Here is a 15,686-nt window from a genome sequence, read left to right as displayed (position 1 = left end):
AAGATTGCTCTGCCATGAAACCAAGATCTAAACCTCACCGCAGGCTCTTATATATGGGCCTGGGGCTGCTCCTTTCATCCATTCTTCTATACCTGCTGTTCCTTCGCCCCACGCCCATCAAGGTGGGTGGATTTACATCCTTTACGGATGAAAACACCATCATCTTCGAGGTTATCAATGAAGGATTCGTCGATGTGGAGCTGCTGGACGTGCGGGTGAATACTGGCATGAAGCCTGCCAAGGCCGAGCTAGGCGTCAGTTATTCTCTTCATCTGGTCGGCGGCGGAGGCCTTGATGAAGATCCCGATATCGAATTCGTGGATATTCGGGAGGTGCCGTTAAAGCCTGAGCTCTCGCCGGACGAGAAGAGAGCCGCGCTCAATCAAGGTTCGCGCATTCCGCTTAATTACGGTGTCCGTCTTTATAACGATGAGCCCATCACCCAAATTGAAGTGAAATATAGGTATGGGGGGATCACTTTTACGAGAGAGATGCCGATGGGGCGATTTTTCAATAAGCCATAATACTCAAAGATATGTTTGCTGTTGGAAGTAAATAAGTAAACCAAAGCCTCTATCCGTGTCGGATAGAGGCTAATATGATAAAGACCTATTTCCGCTGATAGCTTTCCTCCGATACAATCTCGGCCCAGCGGGATAACGACTCCTCAAATTAAGATGACACAACATAATGATTCACAAAATCCCGCAGTGCAGCTTCCATATCAGACTCCCCATCGTCTTCGAGCCATGAATCCTGAAGAACAAGATAACGGCAGGCGCTGCTCTGCAAATAGCTGTAGATGATTTGTGCAGCATCGATATCTTCCCGGGTAACCTCGGCAGCATCGCATCCCGTATCCTTCGTGAAATAGCTGAGAATCAAGGCTTTGACCCTCCGCCTCAACGATTCAATATCCACTGTTGCAGCCACAGAGCATCGCTCGCTGTGCAGCACAACGTTCCCCTTAATCAGGAATAACTTAATCGTATCTTCGTTTAAATATTCGTAAACAACGATGCTGTGATTCTCTTCGGCGAACTCGATCACATCCCGTTTACTTAAAAGCAGGTTCACCGCCTCCATGCCATCCCTGTATTTTGCAGCCTGCTCAAAATCGAAACGCGCTGCGGCGCCCAGCATGTTTCGCTCCATTTCATCATATAAACGTCGGTCGTCCCCTTGAAGCAGAGCAATGAATCGATCCATGATGTCATCAAATTGCCGCGCGCTTTCGCCGCCAAGACACTTGCCAAGACAGAGGCCAATCGAATAATTCAAGCAGGGAGCATTTGCCGAAGAAGCGGCAGGTGTATGATTGCAGGCGATTTTACAGCATTCTTTAACCTTTTGCACTGCATGTTCAAGACTATGTCTGCTAGCTGTATAGGGGCCGAAAAAACGAGATCGGTCAGGGCCGCCTTCATCCAGTGTATCCGTAAATTCCAGCCATCGCCAATCTCGCTTTTGCCGCAATACGATATAACTATAACCTAGCGGATTTTTCATTTTTCGGTTATACATCGGCTTTATGTCCTGAATGAGCCTGCATTCCAGCATGAACGCCTCAAACTCCGTGTCGGTGACGATATGCTCCAGGTCTTTGACATGCTGAACCAGCCTCTTCACTTTTGGGGAGTGCGATTTATTGTTGTAAAAATACGATTGTACTCTCTTCTTGAGACTTTTGGATTTGCCAACGTAAATGACCGTTCCCCGCGAATCTCTCATGAGATATACGCCCGACGACAGCGGCAACTCTTGTATTTTTGTTTTCATATTGACTGTCGATCCTCTCAACGAATCTATCAAATATGGCGTTTTCGTTCACTTCCAAGATACCATATGCACACCAAAAAACACCACAGCCACGAGCTAATCCAACTCGATGAACGCGGTGCCTCTATTAGGGACTAGGGCTACAGCCTCTATGCGCAGAAATCAGAGCCATACACAAAGGCTGGGCTAGCTCCTCGCTGCAATAAAATAGAGACTATCTATTATCTTAATATAGCGTTTTCTAGTACACCAGAAAGAAGACATAGTCTATTCCTTTAGCTTCGCATTCGATACTGCTTCCTGTATGCCCTCGGCGACAGCTGAACCGTCCGCTTAAACATCTTCCCGAAATGGGAGAAGTTGCTGAAGCCTGATCGCCAGGCGATATCCGTGATGGAATCATCGCTCTCTCGCAGGAGGCGCTGCGCTTCCTTAACCCGAAGCAGGTTCAAATAATCGCTAAAGGTAAACCCCGTTGTCTGCTTGAACAGCCGGCTGAGATAGTGCGGGCTGATTCGGAACGCCTCCGCTACCTCGGGCAGCGTTAAAGCCTTCTGATAATTATCGTTAAGATACCGGACCACCGCCTGGGTCTTCGGATGAAGAACCGGCTCCGTATCGGCTGAACGAACCGTACCCAAATGCCGGCTGCGGTAGGCGAAGAGCAGCAATTCGACCGTTCGGTGCCGCAGCAGCCAACTGCTTCCCGCTTGAGGATGGATCATCTCATTCACCATTTCGCCGACCATTTGCTCCACCGCTTCACTCGCTGGCGAAGGAAGCCTTAGAATCGGAACATCCCAGCCGAACGGCTCCTTCAGCCCTTCGGCCAGCTCAGGCGGTACGGCCAGATCCGCGAACAATTCCGGGCTTATATAGAGGACAAGGCGATCATGGTCGGGCCGGCCGCTGTCCAGCGTCTTATGAACGGCATTCCGGTCCACGAAGACAAGATCACCGGCCCGAACTCTGTAAGAGCGATCCTTGATGAAGTAGATCCGCTCGCCCGATAACAGGTAGTACAGCTCATAATGATCGTGGAGATGGTCGACCGTCATTGAGAAATAGCCAATGCGGCGGTCATACTCCATGTTCAAATATCCGGTGGGATCGTGGTAATCTGCTCGAAACGGCTTGGTCATGCGACTGCCCCCTTTCCTTGGATTATAGCAAAATATGCGGCATTTGAAAGCGATTACGCATGAAATGCGGCGAAAGCAGTGCTCCCTTGTTATAGGCTAGAGCTATATTCAAGGAGGCGATAGAGATGAGTGACAAGAAACGTTATGTATTGGTCGGTACCGGCGGCCGCGCCGAATTTTTTTATGGCGCACTGGCCCAGAATTTCCGCGACAAATCCGAGCTTGCTGCCTTTTGCGATATCAACCAAACTCGCATGAATTACGCGAATCAGCTGCTGCGGGAAAAATATAATTACACCGAGGTGCCTACCTACCCCGCAGACCAATTTGACCGGATGATCGAGAACGAGAAGCCTGACTTCGTCATCGTGACCAGCATCGACCGGACGCATCACAAGTACATCATTCGCGCAATGGAGCTTGGGTGCGACGTCGTGACCGAGAAGCCGATGACGATCGACGAGGAAAAATGCCAGGCCATTCTGGATGCCGCCAAGCGGACCGGACAAAATATCAGGGTCACCTTTAACTACCGTTACGCCCCCCATCATACCAAGGTACGGGAATTGATCATGAATGACACCATCGGCCAGGTGACCTCGGTTCACTTCGAATGGCTGCTGAATACCCGCCACGGCGCAGACTACTTCCGGCGCTGGCACCGGGACAAGCGGAACAGCGGCGGATTGCTCGTCCATAAATCCACCCATCACTTCGACCTGGTCAACTTCTGGATCGGTTCCCATCCTGAAACCGTTTTCGCATTTGGAGATCTCATGTATTATGGTAGAGAGAATGCCGAAGCGCGGGGCGTTACGCAATTCTACAATCGCGCAACCGGGAACCCCATTGCCAAAGAGGACCCGTTCGCGCTCCATCTGGATTCGGATGCGCATCTCAAAGCCATGTACCTGGATGCCGAGCCGGAGGATGGCTACCAGCGGGATCAAAGCGTATTCGGGGACGGCATCAACATTGAGGATACAATGGGCGTCCTCGTGCGGTATCAGAACAAGGCCATATTAACGTATTCGCTGGTCGCCTATCAGCCGTGGGAAGGCTATCGCATCGCCATCAACGGCACCAAAGGCCGGATCGAGATGAACATCGTTGAACAATCCTACGTCAATTCACTGGGCGACAAAAGCCAAGAAGGCGCGTTAATCGGGAAAACGCTGCGGGTGCTTCCGATGTTCGATGCCCCGTACGAGGTTCACGTCGAGGAGCAAAAAGGCGGACATGGCGGAGGCGACCCTGTGCTGCTGAATGATCTGTTCGGGGAACCGGTGGAAGATCCGTATGCCCGTGCGGCCAACCATATCGATGGGGCGAGATCCATACTGACAGGAATTGCAGCCAACCGCGCCATCGCCACCGGCATGCCTGTACGAATCGACAATCTGGTTCGTTTCTAAGCCGTACACGGCTGCTTCAAGCAATTTTCCCTTCAAAGGCTGCGTATTTGCGCAGCCTTTTTTCACATGTCGCAGACCGCCTAGAAATCCGCTTTTCGTAAAGGAGGAAATGGATGTTCTTCTCATTAAAAAGCCGTTTGATCGCCTTTATCGTCGCACTCTTCGTCCTCTCTTTCGGCACGCTCTCCTTCCTGCTGTTTACGGAATCGCGCACCGTGATCCGCTCCTACATCGAATCCTCTGCCCTCGAGAAGATGGAGGAATACGGCTCCTACGTCGATATGGTCCAGATGCAGATTTATGATGTCGCTTCCCTCGTGTTCAACAGCGACACGGCCAAGAACTGGGATAACGCCATCAGTGACCCGCTGCTGCCCGAAGGGGAGAAAATGCTGGCCAATCTTGCCATGAGCCGATTTCTGACCCAGGCGACCAACAGCTACACCAGTATCTCCGATGTGTCCATCTACCGGCGCAGCGGACTTCGGATCGGCGGCGAGAACCAAGTCGAAAGCGACCCGGCCTTTTTGCGGGAATCGTGGTACACGAACTTCTTCGCGTCCGGAGACCGCTGGCTGCCAGCGCATACGGACCAGCATGAACGTGTCCGGGATCACGGCAATCCCGTCGTCAGCCTGCTGATGCCCATCGGGACCTTCCATCATGCCACGGCGCAGAACGTGATGAAGGTTAACGTCAGCGAGTCTTATTTTCTGGAGCCGCTCACCCGGATCCATCTGGCCAAGAACAGCACGATTTTTCTGTTGAACGAGCAAGGAAGCCCGATTCTATCCCAGCAGGCGCATGAACTTGGCACCGAAGCCCTATCGGAGATCGATCGCATTCGAAACGGCCCGCTGAAATCGGGCGTTGTCTATCTGACCAACGATGAAGGGCAGCGGAACATTCTGGTTTACAAGAAGCTGGGGCGCACCGGCTGGATGCTGGCTGGACTAGCGCCAGAAAAGGAGCTGTACTCCTCTCTTCACAAGCTTCAGAGCACCATCCTGGTGGTTACGGTCGTTCTGATTCTGGTCTCCCTGTTTGCCGCCGCATGGCTCTCCTATGGCGTCACCAAGCCTTTAACGCGTCTGGTCCTGGCGATGAGGCAGGTGCAGCGCGGAGCATTCGACCAGGCCGAGTCCGTACTGCCTCCCGACAAAAACGTAAAGAGCGAGGTCAGTTACGTCATCTCCACATTCCGCTATATGATCAGCCGCCTGCGGCAGCATATCCAGAACGAGTTCGAGCTGAAGCTGCTCCGCCAGCAGGCCGAATATAAAGCGCTGCTCATGCAGATCAATCCCCACTTCATGTTTAACACCCTGGAGCTGGTGAGCAGTCTTGCCATGCAGCGCCGGACGGACGATACCGTGCAGGTGATCGAGGACCTGGGCAAAATGATGCGCTTCTCCATGAATACCAGTGACGACCGGGTCCTCTTAGCCGAAGAGCTGGCTTATGTCCGCCACTATATCTCCATTCTGCAAACCCGCTTCGGGCATAAACTCGACATCTCCATCCACGAGGAAGGCCGGCTGGATTCACTGGTGATGATCAAGTTCATTCTGCAGCCGCTGATCGAGAATGCGGTCAAGTACAGCTTTCAGCATCAAACCACGGCACAGGTGGACATCCGGATCAGCAGGCAGGGCAATCGCCTGCACCTCCACGTCGCGGATAACGGTCCAGGCATGCCCTCCGAGATCATCCGCAAACTCCAGGATCCCGCGGCGACCTCTCAATTAGAGCCGATCCTCCGAAGCGAGAGCTGGCACATTGGACTCGGCAACGTGATTGCACGCTGCCGCTTGCATTACGGCGACTTATTTGCCGTTCATATTCGGAACGGGAGCGAAGCCGGCACATGCATCGAACTGATTCTACCGGTACAGGAGGAATATCATGTACAACGTATTGATCGCAGATGACGAGATCGAGGTTCGTGAAGGGCTAAAGCTGAAAGTCGACTGGGAGAGCATGGGCTTTTCCATTTCTGGGGAGGCCGGGAACGGCCGGGAAGCTGAAGAGCTCTTGAAATCCCATTCGTATGACCTGCTCATTACCGACATGAACATGCCCGTCATGGACGGCGTCCAGCTGCTCGACGTTTGCCGGAGCCACAATCCGACCATCCAGATCATCATCATTACAGGATACGAGGATTTTCAATACGCCAGAGCGGGCGTCCGCAGCCAGGCCATGGACTACTTGCTGAAGCCCGTAGCCCGGGACGACCTGAAATCCGCCTTAAGCAAAATCAAACAGGAATTGGATAAGAACCGCAAGGTACGGGACGATTCGGAAATGATGCAGTGGCGGCTATCCCAGTATTACAAAGAAATGAAGGAGCGCTTCCTGCTGGATCTCGTTCGCGGCAATCGTCTCCCCCCCGCCTCCCTGCCGGAACGGATTCGACTGTTCCACCTGGAGGACTGGCAGGACGGGTGCGTTTGCTTCATCACCGCGGGCATTAGGGAATGCAGCATGCAGAAAGCACCCGAAGGCCGCGCGCCCGAACATCTCCGCCTTCCGTTTCAAATGGTCTGCCATGAAATCGCCGAGTCTTATCCGGGCGGCGTTCAAGTGTTTCATGATGCAGCTCATCCCGGCATCATGCATTTCATTGCGCTTGACGGCATTCAGCATGAATTCGCGGATAAACTCGCCGCGCAGGCATCGTCCTATTTAACCGTGGAGGTGCAGGTGGGACTCGGGCTGCCCGTGTCGGGACTTGAGCGATGGAAAGAGGGGTATATCCACTCCCTCCTGGCCTGGAATCTGGCAGGACGCCAGAACGGACCGGATCAAGCACCCGTAACCGACCAAAGTCCGCTGCTGCCGGAGGAAACAAGCCGCGCGCTGCATCGCTGCCTGATCCGGGGCGAATTGGAATCCTTCCGCAGCATCATCCGGAGGGAGCTGAGCGAGGCATTCCGGCTATCGCCTTCCCGCTTGGTACGGAGCCTTTTTCAAATCACGCTGATTATGGAATCCGCCGCCGTCGACAACATACGGCATTCACAGGGAGGGGGGCCTCTATGGATTTCACCCGAATGGGTTTTATGGCTTGAGACCCCGGAGCAGGCGGAACGCCTACTGATGCAGTGGGCACAGGATTTTGTTGACCACCACCTGGAATCCGGAGACAAAGACGCTACCCTGATTGAATCCGCCAAGCGGTATATCGAGGAAAATTACATGCAGGAATTATCGCTGACCTCGCTGGCCGAGCAGTATAACTACCACCCTACCTACTTCTCGGAAATATTCAAGGAAGGGGCTAGGGTCTCGTTCATCCAGTACGTTACGGAAGTTCGGATGAAACATGCCGTACGCCTACTGCAGGAGACCCGATTGACGGTATGGGACATAGCCGAGCTGACGGGCTTCTCTTCACCCGGCTATTTCAGCTCCAAATTCAAAAAAATGTTCAATCAAAGCCCTTCCGAGTTCCGACTGTCGCAATCCGAAAAAATCGAACACGATGATCCGAAGAAATGAGATTCCGTCCTCTCGCCTCCCCCGGTATGATGTGTTTACCGGGCGAACCGACATCCCGATTGTAAGCGAATTCAAGCCGTCAGGTAACCGCCCATGCTCATCCATCCTGAAGGGAGGTACATTATGAGAAAGCTGTCCAGGCCCTTATACGGCCAGCAGAATAAGACAGCCTACTTGTTTCTTCTGCCTTGGCTCATCGGCTTCTTCTGTCTGACGCTGGGGCCGATGATTGCATCGCTGTACTTATCCATGACCAAATTCAACCTGCTCTCATCGCCGACTTGGACAGGACTCAGCAACTATGTCCAGATTTTTACCGAGGACGATACGTTTCAAAGATCCTTGTGGCTAACGTTCTACTATGTGTTCTTATCCGTGCCGCTGAGACTTGCGTTCGCGCTGCTGGTCGCCATGGCCTTGAACAAGGGCATCCGCGGACTCGGCATTTACCGGACCGTGTATTATATCCCTTCCTTGTTGGGAGGCAGCGTTGCCATTGCCATCGTCTGGCGCCAAATCTTTGACGGCAGCGGTCTGGTCAACCAGTTCCTCGGCTGGTTCGGCATCTCGGGCCCCTCGTGGATCGCCCACCCCGACTATGTGGTGTATACGATTATCACGCTGTCCGTCTGGCAGTTCGGATCGGCCATGGTCATCTTCCTTGCCGGTCTGAAACAGATTCCGACTGATTTATATGAAGCATCCGGCGTAGACGGTGCCGGAAAGATTCGTCAGTTCTTCGGCATTACGCTGCCGATGCTGTCACCCGTTATCTTTTTCAATCTGATCATGAGCATGATCAATTCGTTCCAAGCCTTCACGCCGGCCTATGTCATCGGAGACGGGCGGGGAGGGCCGCTCGACGCCACGATGTTCTACACCTTGTACCTGTATCTGAAAGGCTTCTCGTTCTTCGATATGGGTTATGCCTCGGCTCTGGCATGGATCATGCTGATCATCATCGGCGTGTTCACCGGAATCGTTTTTCTCACATCAAAGTTCTGGGTCTTCTACGGGGATAACCAGGAAGGGAGGTAATGGATATGCCGCTTAAGCGACAACTCGTCCAAGCCGGGAGGCATGCCGCCATTATCCTCCTCGGCCTGCTCATGCTGTATCCGGTGCTGTGGCTCGTCTTCAGCTCGTTTAAACCGAATCATCTCATCTTTACCAACAGCAGCCTCATTCAGACTGCCTTCACGCTGGATCATTACGTGAACGGCTGGAGCGGGCTTCAGGGCATTTCCTTCGGCCGATTCTTCGGCAACTCCGTGCTGATCTCGGTCATGAGCGTCATCGGGAACATCGTCTCCTGCTCCCTTGCAGCCTATGCCTTCTCGCGATTGAAATTCAAATTCAAAGGCCTGTGGTTCAGCATCATGCTGGTAACGATTATGCTGCCTTACCACGTAACGCTCGTGCCTCAATACATTCTGTATAACGAGCTGCATTGGATCAATACGTATTTCCCGCTCATCCTGCCCAAATGGCTGGCGCACGACTCCTTCTTCATCCTGTTGATGGTTCAGTTCATCCGCGGCATTCCGCGGGAGCTTGACGAGAGCGCGACCATCGACGGCTGCGGACAATCGCAGATCTTCTTCCGCATCGTGGTGCCGCTTCTCGTCCCTGCGCTGATTACGACGGCCATCTTCACCTTCATCTGGAGCTGGGACGACTTCTTCAGCCAGATGATTTATTTAAGCAAGATCGATTTGTTCACTGTACAGCTGGGGATCCGATCCCTGTTCGATCCTTCGGGGCAATCGGATTGGGGGGCGCTGCTCGCCATGTCCACGCTGTCGCTGCTGCCTGTGACAATCATCTTTCTGGTGTTTCAACGGTATTTTCTCGAAGGCATTGCCACGACCGGCCTGAAGTAGTCTCAGAAGCTGCCTGTCGTGGTGCGAAGGCGTGCTGCAAACGAACCAATTATGATTAGACTGGGGGATTATCCATGTTGAAGAAATGTTTCGTTGGAATATTGGCTTCGCTCCTGTTATTCGTCACCGCTTGTTCCGGAACGGATCACACTGGAGAAGGCGGGAGTACGGGCGCAGGGGCCGAGCCGAGCGGCCAGGTCGAGCTGCGCATGATGTGGTGGGGCGACCAGAAACGGGCCGATATTACGAACGAAGCCCTGAAGGTGTTCCAGAGCAAACATCCGAACATCAAAATCGTCGGCGAATTCTCGCCTTCCTCCGGATATTTCGATAAGCTGAACACCCAGCTCGCTTCCGGCACCGCGCCGGATATCTTCTTCCTGGGCGGAAACGTGGTGGACTATGCCAAAAAAGATGTGCTGCTAAACCTGGATCCGTATGTCGGCAGCGAACTGAAGCTGGACGGCATGGATGCCACCATGGTGGAATACGGCCGTCTGGATGGGAAGCTGCAGCATATTTCTGCAGGCGCAAACGCCCGGGGAATCGTCATCAACAAGGCACTATTCGAAAAGGCAGGCATTCCTCTGCCGGAGCAGGATTGGGATTGGGAGGAATATGCCGCCATCAGCAAAGAATTGTCCGACAAGCTTGGCGACGGCGTATACGGTACTTATAATTTCACCGTCGACGGAATGGATATCTTCCTGAAGCAGCGCGGAAAACAGCTGTATGATATGGAGAACGGAAAGCTCGGCTTCGCGAAGGAAGACATTCAGGAATGGTTCGAGTATTGGGAGCAGGCATCGAAAGCCGGCGGTGTCGTTACGCCTGAACTTCAGGTGTCCAATCCGCACGATGATACCAGCAAATCCTTGTTAATTACGGGCAAAGCGGCCATGAGCCTTCTCCCTTCCAATCAACTGGCCGCATTCCAGAGCCTGACGGAAGATCCGCTCATCCTCCACCCGGTACCTAGAGGTCCGAAGGGAACGGGCGTAGTATTCGAGTCCAGCCAAGGACTATCCGGATATGCCAACACCAAGCATCCGAAGGAGGTCGCCACGCTCATGGACTTCTGGATCAATGATCCCGAAGCGGCCAAAATCCTCGGTAACGACCGCGGCGTGCCGGTAACGGAAGCCAACCGCAACCTTCTCCAGGAGGAAGCAGGCCCCGTGGAAGAGATTGTGTACAATTACACGAGTCTCGTATCAGAAGCCACGAAAACCGAGCCTTTTGACGTAAGTTATAATCCGCCGGGATTCGCCGAGTTCTCCAAGCTGGCCCAGACGACGACCCAGGAGATCGGTTTCGGCCGGAAAAACGTCGAGCAGGCCGTTGCGGACTTCTATAACGGCACCGTGCGCATATTTGAATCGAATCAATAACAAGTTTTCAAGGAGGCGGACATGACAGAAGTTATGCTGGACCGGCTGCACCGGATTTCGATACCGGACCGGGTGCAGCCAGGTAAACGGGAAGATCGGAAACTGCTGCAGGAGTGGCAGACGACTGGCGTCCGATTCGCGGCATCGGGCGGACTGCTCGAAGCGGCTTATTATACGGCGCTGGAGAAGCTGCTGGCCTGCATCGTGCCGATGAACGGCGGCGATCCGATTCTGCAGGAGGGCGGTATCTATCTCGGCTGCTGGCTGGAGAGCACCGGCACCATCAATGCCGAACTGCTATCGCGACTGATTCCTTCGGTCTCGGAAACCACCTACCTCGCTTTTGCGGATCAGCAAAGGGAGGATGGGCTGCTCCCTTATAAACTGACGGAGAACGGCCCTTCGTTCCGCCAGATCCAGCTCGTCACACCGCTGGCGCGCTGCGTCTGGAACCACTATGAGCTTCATGGAAGGGACCTCTCCTTCCTGAAGACCATGTACCAAGCCATGTCGCGTTACGACGATTGGATTGCGCGTTACCGCAGCACCCGGGGGACCGGCTGCGTGGAGGCTTTCAGCACCTTTGATACCGGGCATGATCTGTCGCCCAGGTTCTGGCATGTTCCGGACACGCCCTATAGGAACGATGCCGCCGCCTTCCACCCGGACTCCCCGGTACTGCCCTTCCTGGCACCGGATTTGACGGCCAACATCTACTGCCAGCGTATGTATTTGGCGCGCATGGCCGAAGAGCTCGGCGAATCCGGAGCCGATTGGAGGGCCAAAGCCGAAGCCAGCCTGAACAGCCTCTTCCGTTACTGTTATGACGTGGAGGATCAATTCTTCTACGACCGAGATCGGAACGACGAGCTGGTCCGGGTCCAATCCGACGTGCTGCTGCGCGTGATGGCCTGCGAGGTGGGCGACCGCGAGTTGTTTGACAATATGCTGCGTCGCTATTTGCTGAATACCCGCAAATTCTTCGCCAAATATCCGTTTACGTCCATGGCGATGGACGATCCGCGGTTCGATCCTTCCTCCTCTTACAACAGCTGGGGCGGGCCGTCCAATTTCCTGAGCTTGATCCGGGCGCCGCATGCCTTTGAACATCACCACCGCTATGTCGAGCTGACCTGGGTGCTGCAGCCCATTCTGTCCGCCTTGTCCAAGGCGAAGCGCTTCCCGCAAACCTTGAGCCCTTGGACTGGTGAAGAGGGCTTTACCGAGGCGTATTCCCCTTCCATTCTGTGCCTGCTGGATTACGTGGAACGGCTCTGCGGCATCATGCCGATCGGATCGGATCGGCTGTGGTTTACGGGACTGCTTCCCGTCGACATGGATCATGGCGAAGAAGTTGCCGGCAACACGGCCTATAGCCGAACCGTGAACGGGCTGCACTACGAATTGGTGAATACCCCGGACAACGTCACCGTATACCGGGAAGGCCGCGTTCATATTCAAGGCCCCGCCGGGATTCGGCTGGTCACGGACCGCAGCGGACAATTGGAGGGCGTGATCGGCATGAGCGTGCGTACCATTGAAGGCGAGCTCCGCTATCAAGGCACATCCATTCCGATCCGGATCAAAGGCAATGAGATGCAGTTGTATTCAGACGGAGATTTAAAGACGGAGAGGGATATCGGCATCATCTATCCTGCCTATCGTTAATTGAAGGAGGTAAACGGCTTAAGCGTGAAAACTCAAGACATTCAGCTTCGGGACCCCTACGTACTGCCTGACCCGGCACAGCGAATATACTACATGTACGGCAGCACCGACAAAAATATTTGGAAGGAAGGGACCGGCTTCGATGTCTATATCAGCCGTGATCTCGACGATTGGGAAGGCCCTTACACGGTCTTTCGCAAACCGGACGGTTTCTTTGCGGACGTGAACTTCTGGGCACCCGAAGTCTACTATTACCATGGGCATTACATCATGTTTGCCACCTTCCGCCGAAAAGATAACGATCGGCTGGGCACTGCAGTGCTGTCTGCAGAGGAGCCGATGGGGCCCTTCTCCCTCCATAGCGAAGGGCCCGTAACCCCAGCCGACTGGAGTTCCCTGGACGGCACGCTCTATATCGACGAAACGGATCAGCCGTGGATGGTGTTCTGCCATGAATGGCAGCAGGTCGGGGACGGCGAGATCTGCGCCATGCGCCTGAGTCCCGATCTCACGGAAGCAGCCTCGGAGCCCGTGACCCTGTTCCGTGCCTCCGAAGCCGCTTGGGCCACGCCGTTCCACTCGCCCCGCTTTCCCGGATCGGGCAACTACGTGACGGACGGACCGTTTCTGTTTCGGACAACGTCAGGGAGTCTGCTCATGTTATGGGCCAGCTTTGTGGACGGCCGATACGCGCTCGGCGTTGCCAAGTCGACAACCGGCAAGCTGACGGGGCCCTGGCTCCAAGAGCCAGAACCCTTATATGCCAGCGACGGCGGGCACGGCATGGTCTTCCGTACCTGGAACGGTCAGCTGATGCTGACCGTGCATACCCCGAACCGCACGCCGGATGAACGGCCGATCTTCATCCCCGTCACAGAGGATGCAGACAGCATCAAGATGGATGGGATGTATCGGACAACACGTATGCCCAAGTAAAATCTCTATACGCGAATAGGTCGCTCTCCATGAACATGGCAGAGCGGCTCTTTTTATAGGATTAACTTCCCAAAGCTATGCGTTACTGTCCCGTAGAAACAAAAGGAGGCCGTACGCGTACGGCCTCCTTCTACACTCATTTATTACAGCTTCACGATTTTACCCGTCTCTTGGGATTCGAATGCACCCAGGATCACGTTCAAGGAACGCAGTCCTTCCTCACCGGAAATGCTAGGCGGCGTGTTCGTGAGAATGGATTCGACGAACGCGTCGATGACGCCGCTCGGAACCTGCTTCTCATTGGTTGCCATGGCGCCAACCTTGTAGGTCTCCACCGTACCGTCGGTCAGCTCCACAACCACCTCGTCGCCGTTAACGGTACCGATCTTCATGGCACCTTTCTCGCACCACAACACTGTTCCGTTATCGCCGGATCTGTAATGCGTCCAGCTTGCCATCAGCGTGCCCACGGCCCCGCTCTTCATGCGAACGATGCAAGTCGCGTTGTCGTCCACATCGGTTCCTTCTTTATGGACCGTACCGATGAAACCTGCCACCTCCACGATTTCATCGTTCAGCAGGTAACGGATAAAGTCGGATTTGTGCACGCCGAGATCGCCCATGGCGCCCATAATCGCTTCTTCTTTACGGAAGAACCAGCTGTCGCGTCCATCCAGACTCCAGCTCTCCGGACCGCCGTGGCCAAAGGAAGTACGGAAGGTAAGCACTTTGCCGAGCTTGCCGGAATCCAGAATTTCCTTCGCTTTTACGTGCGGAGGCATGAGGCGCTGATTGTGGCCTACCATCAGGTACACCCCGTTCTTGCGGGCGGCCTCGATCATTTGCTCTCCTTCTTCAGCCGTTGTAGCCATCGGCTTTTCCACCAGCACATGAAGGCCGGCATTCGCAGCCGCGATGCTCATCGGAGCATGCAGATAGTTCGGCGTACATACGCTAACGGCGTCCAGCTTCTCGTTCTTCAACAGTTCTTGGTAGTCTGTATAGGCTTTACCGCCATACTGAGCTGCCATCTCTTCGGCGCGTTCTTTTACCGGATCGGCAAAAGCAACCAGCTCCACGTTAGCATTGTTCGCATATTCAGGAATATGTCTGCGCTGGGCGATCGCGCCGCAGCCAAACACTGCCACTTTAATTTTGCTCATTGAAAGTCTCCTTTGTGCTCATAAATTAAAATTGGTTCAGGTAGTTCTGCTTCAGCCAGTTCATGCTGTTCTCCACGCTTTGCAGCGGCGGATTCTGACATACGTCCTGCTCGACGATCAGCCATTCCGTACCTGCATCGGATGCAGCCTGAATGACGCCCGGCAGGTTAACCGAGCCTTGGCTCAGTTCCAGCGTTTTCATGTTGCCTTCCGCATCCTTGCTGAAATCTTTCAGGTGAAGCAGCGGAAGACGTCCTGCGTATTTCGGAATATAGGCAAGCGGATCTTGTCCGGCGAATTGTACCCAGCATACGTCCATCTCCACTTGCACGGCTTCCGGCGTCGTTGCGGAATACATTGCATCAAAGACGAACTGGTCATCAACCTCGGCTTCGAACTCGAATGCATGGTTATGGTATCCAAAGATCAGTCCCTGCTTGCGGGCTTCAGCCCCTACTTCCTCAAGGAAGGAGAAGAGGTTCTTCCAATCCTCGGCATCTTTACGATCTTCTTCGGCCACATATGGACACATCATATATTTAGCGCCAATGGTTTTCAGGTAATCAATTTCCTTCTGCAGATCTGCGCGAAGCAGATGCAGGCCCACGTGACTGCCGATTGCTTTCAGGCCAAGCTCTTGAAGAAGCGTTTTCATTTCCTCGGCCGGAATGTCTCCATAACCTGCGAATTCCACGCCTTCATAACCCAATTCAGCGACTTTGCGGAGCGTACCGCGGAAATCCTGTGCCGTTTCATCGCGCAGCGTATACATTTGCAAACCAATGTTCATTCTTCTCATTATAGC

At 54.0% G+C, this 15,686-nt stretch carries 13 protein-coding genes; 9 read left to right on the top strand and 4 right to left on the bottom strand.

Going from position 1 to position 15,686, the window contains the following annotated elements; translation table 11 throughout:
- Positions 1–14 precede the first annotated feature (14 nt).
- Positions 15–524, top strand: a complete 510-nt coding sequence (locus tag BJP58_RS22445; RefSeq protein ID WP_194540632.1) for a hypothetical protein — start codon at positions 15–17, stop codon at positions 522–524.
- A gap of 148 nt (positions 525–672) precedes the next feature.
- Here BJP58_RS22445 and BJP58_RS22440 read toward each other — a convergent pair whose 3' ends face one another.
- Both BJP58_RS22440 and BJP58_RS22435 read right to left on the bottom strand, forming a co-directional pair.
- A complete protein-coding gene (locus BJP58_RS22440; RefSeq protein WP_194540631.1) occupies positions 673–1,779 on the bottom strand; it encodes a GIY-YIG nuclease family protein in 1,107 nt (368 codons plus the stop codon).
- 275 nt (positions 1,780–2,054) lie between these two features.
- Positions 2,055–2,921 carry an AraC family transcriptional regulator gene (locus BJP58_RS22435; protein ID WP_194540630.1) on the bottom strand — a complete coding sequence of 289 codons (867 nt, stop codon included), beginning with the start codon at positions 2,919–2,921 and terminating at the stop codon, positions 2,055–2,057.
- Between the two features lie 125 nt (positions 2,922–3,046).
- Here BJP58_RS22435 and BJP58_RS22430 point away from each other — a divergent pair, with 125 nt between their 5' ends.
- The 8 genes from BJP58_RS22430 to BJP58_RS22395 all read left to right on the top strand — a co-directional run bounded on the left by BJP58_RS22430 (position 3,047) and on the right by BJP58_RS22395 (position 13,718).
- Positions 3,047–4,336, top strand: a complete 1,290-nt coding sequence (locus BJP58_RS22430) for a Gfo/Idh/MocA family oxidoreductase (RefSeq protein ID WP_194540629.1) — start codon at positions 3,047–3,049, stop codon at positions 4,334–4,336.
- A gap of 113 nt (positions 4,337–4,449) precedes the next feature.
- Positions 4,450–6,267 carry a cache domain-containing sensor histidine kinase gene (locus BJP58_RS22425; protein ID WP_194540628.1) on the top strand — a complete coding sequence of 606 codons (1,818 nt, stop codon included), beginning with the start codon at positions 4,450–4,452 and terminating at the stop codon, positions 6,265–6,267.
- Positions 6,242–7,840 carry a response regulator gene (locus BJP58_RS22420; RefSeq protein WP_194540627.1) on the top strand — a complete coding sequence of 533 codons (1,599 nt, stop codon included), beginning with the start codon at positions 6,242–6,244 and terminating at the stop codon, positions 7,838–7,840. Before BJP58_RS22425 ends, BJP58_RS22420 begins: the two co-directional genes overlap by 26 nt.
- Positions 7,841–7,963: 123 nt before the next feature.
- Positions 7,964–8,878: a carbohydrate ABC transporter permease gene (locus tag BJP58_RS22415; RefSeq protein ID WP_194540626.1), complete on the top strand. Its 915-nt coding sequence runs from the start codon at positions 7,964–7,966 to the stop codon at positions 8,876–8,878.
- Positions 8,879–8,883: 5 nt separating this feature from the next.
- The gene (locus BJP58_RS22410; RefSeq protein WP_194540625.1) at positions 8,884–9,723 is read left to right on the top strand and encodes a carbohydrate ABC transporter permease; all 840 of its coding nucleotides are present in this window, start codon (positions 8,884–8,886) and stop codon (positions 9,721–9,723) included.
- Positions 9,724–9,797: 74 nt separating this feature from the next.
- Complete coding sequence (locus tag BJP58_RS22405) at positions 9,798–11,114, top strand: ABC transporter substrate-binding protein (protein ID WP_194540624.1); 1,317 nt, start codon at positions 9,798–9,800, stop codon at positions 11,112–11,114.
- A gap of 21 nt (positions 11,115–11,135) precedes the next feature.
- Positions 11,136–12,782 (top strand): MGH1-like glycoside hydrolase domain-containing protein, encoded by a 1,647-nt coding sequence (locus BJP58_RS22400; protein ID WP_194540623.1) that lies wholly within the window; start codon positions 11,136–11,138, stop codon positions 12,780–12,782.
- A 24-nt stretch (positions 12,783–12,806) separates the two neighbouring features.
- Complete coding sequence (locus BJP58_RS22395; RefSeq protein WP_194540622.1) at positions 12,807–13,718, top strand: glycoside hydrolase family 43 protein; 912 nt, start codon at positions 12,807–12,809, stop codon at positions 13,716–13,718.
- Positions 13,719–13,861: 143 nt separating this feature from the next.
- Here the strand turns inward: BJP58_RS22395 and BJP58_RS22390 are convergent, their stop codons facing one another.
- Positions 13,862–14,881 carry a Gfo/Idh/MocA family protein gene (locus tag BJP58_RS22390; RefSeq protein WP_071222294.1) on the bottom strand — a complete coding sequence of 340 codons (1,020 nt, stop codon included), beginning with the start codon at positions 14,879–14,881 and terminating at the stop codon, positions 13,862–13,864.
- Between the two features lie 25 nt (positions 14,882–14,906).
- A complete protein-coding gene (locus BJP58_RS22385; protein ID WP_194540621.1) occupies positions 14,907–15,680 on the bottom strand; it encodes a sugar phosphate isomerase/epimerase family protein in 774 nt (257 codons plus the stop codon).
- Positions 15,681–15,686: the final 6 nt, after the last annotated feature.

The organism is Paenibacillus sp. JZ16 (assembly GCF_015326965.1).
Classification (GTDB): Bacteria; Bacillota; Bacilli; order Paenibacillales; family Paenibacillaceae; genus Paenibacillus_AQ.
The sequence above is the reverse complement of the archived record's forward strand: the minus strand, read 5'-3'. Positions and strand labels throughout refer to the sequence as shown.

What these genes read in the sequence shown, in the direction of transcription:
- BJP58_RS22445 (WP_194540632.1), top strand. Translation starts at nt 15, where the DNA reads ATGAAACCAAGATCTAAACCTCACCGCAGGCTCTTATATATGGGCCTG.
- BJP58_RS22440 (WP_194540631.1), bottom strand. Translation starts at nt 1,779, where the DNA reads ATGAAAACAAAAATACAAGAGTTGCCGCTGTCGTCGGGCGTATATCTC.
- BJP58_RS22435 (WP_194540630.1), bottom strand. Translation starts at nt 2,921, where the DNA reads ATGACCAAGCCGTTTCGAGCAGATTACCACGATCCCACCGGATATTTG.
- BJP58_RS22430 (WP_194540629.1), top strand. Translation starts at nt 3,047, where the DNA reads ATGAGTGACAAGAAACGTTATGTATTGGTCGGTACCGGCGGCCGCGCC.
- BJP58_RS22425 (WP_194540628.1), top strand. Translation starts at nt 4,450, where the DNA reads ATGTTCTTCTCATTAAAAAGCCGTTTGATCGCCTTTATCGTCGCACTC.
- BJP58_RS22420 (WP_194540627.1), top strand. Translation starts at nt 6,242, where the DNA reads ATGTACAACGTATTGATCGCAGATGACGAGATCGAGGTTCGTGAAGGG.
- BJP58_RS22415 (WP_194540626.1), top strand. Translation starts at nt 7,964, where the DNA reads ATGAGAAAGCTGTCCAGGCCCTTATACGGCCAGCAGAATAAGACAGCC.
- BJP58_RS22410 (WP_194540625.1), top strand. Translation starts at nt 8,884, where the DNA reads ATGCCGCTTAAGCGACAACTCGTCCAAGCCGGGAGGCATGCCGCCATT.
- BJP58_RS22405 (WP_194540624.1), top strand. Translation starts at nt 9,798, where the DNA reads ATGTTGAAGAAATGTTTCGTTGGAATATTGGCTTCGCTCCTGTTATTC.
- BJP58_RS22400 (WP_194540623.1), top strand. Translation starts at nt 11,136, where the DNA reads ATGACAGAAGTTATGCTGGACCGGCTGCACCGGATTTCGATACCGGAC.
- BJP58_RS22390 (WP_071222294.1), bottom strand. Translation starts at nt 14,881, where the DNA reads ATGAGCAAAATTAAAGTGGCAGTGTTTGGCTGCGGCGCGATCGCCCAG.
- BJP58_RS22385 (WP_194540621.1), bottom strand. Translation starts at nt 15,680, where the DNA reads ATGAGAAGAATGAACATTGGTTTGCAAATGTATACGCTGCGCGATGAA.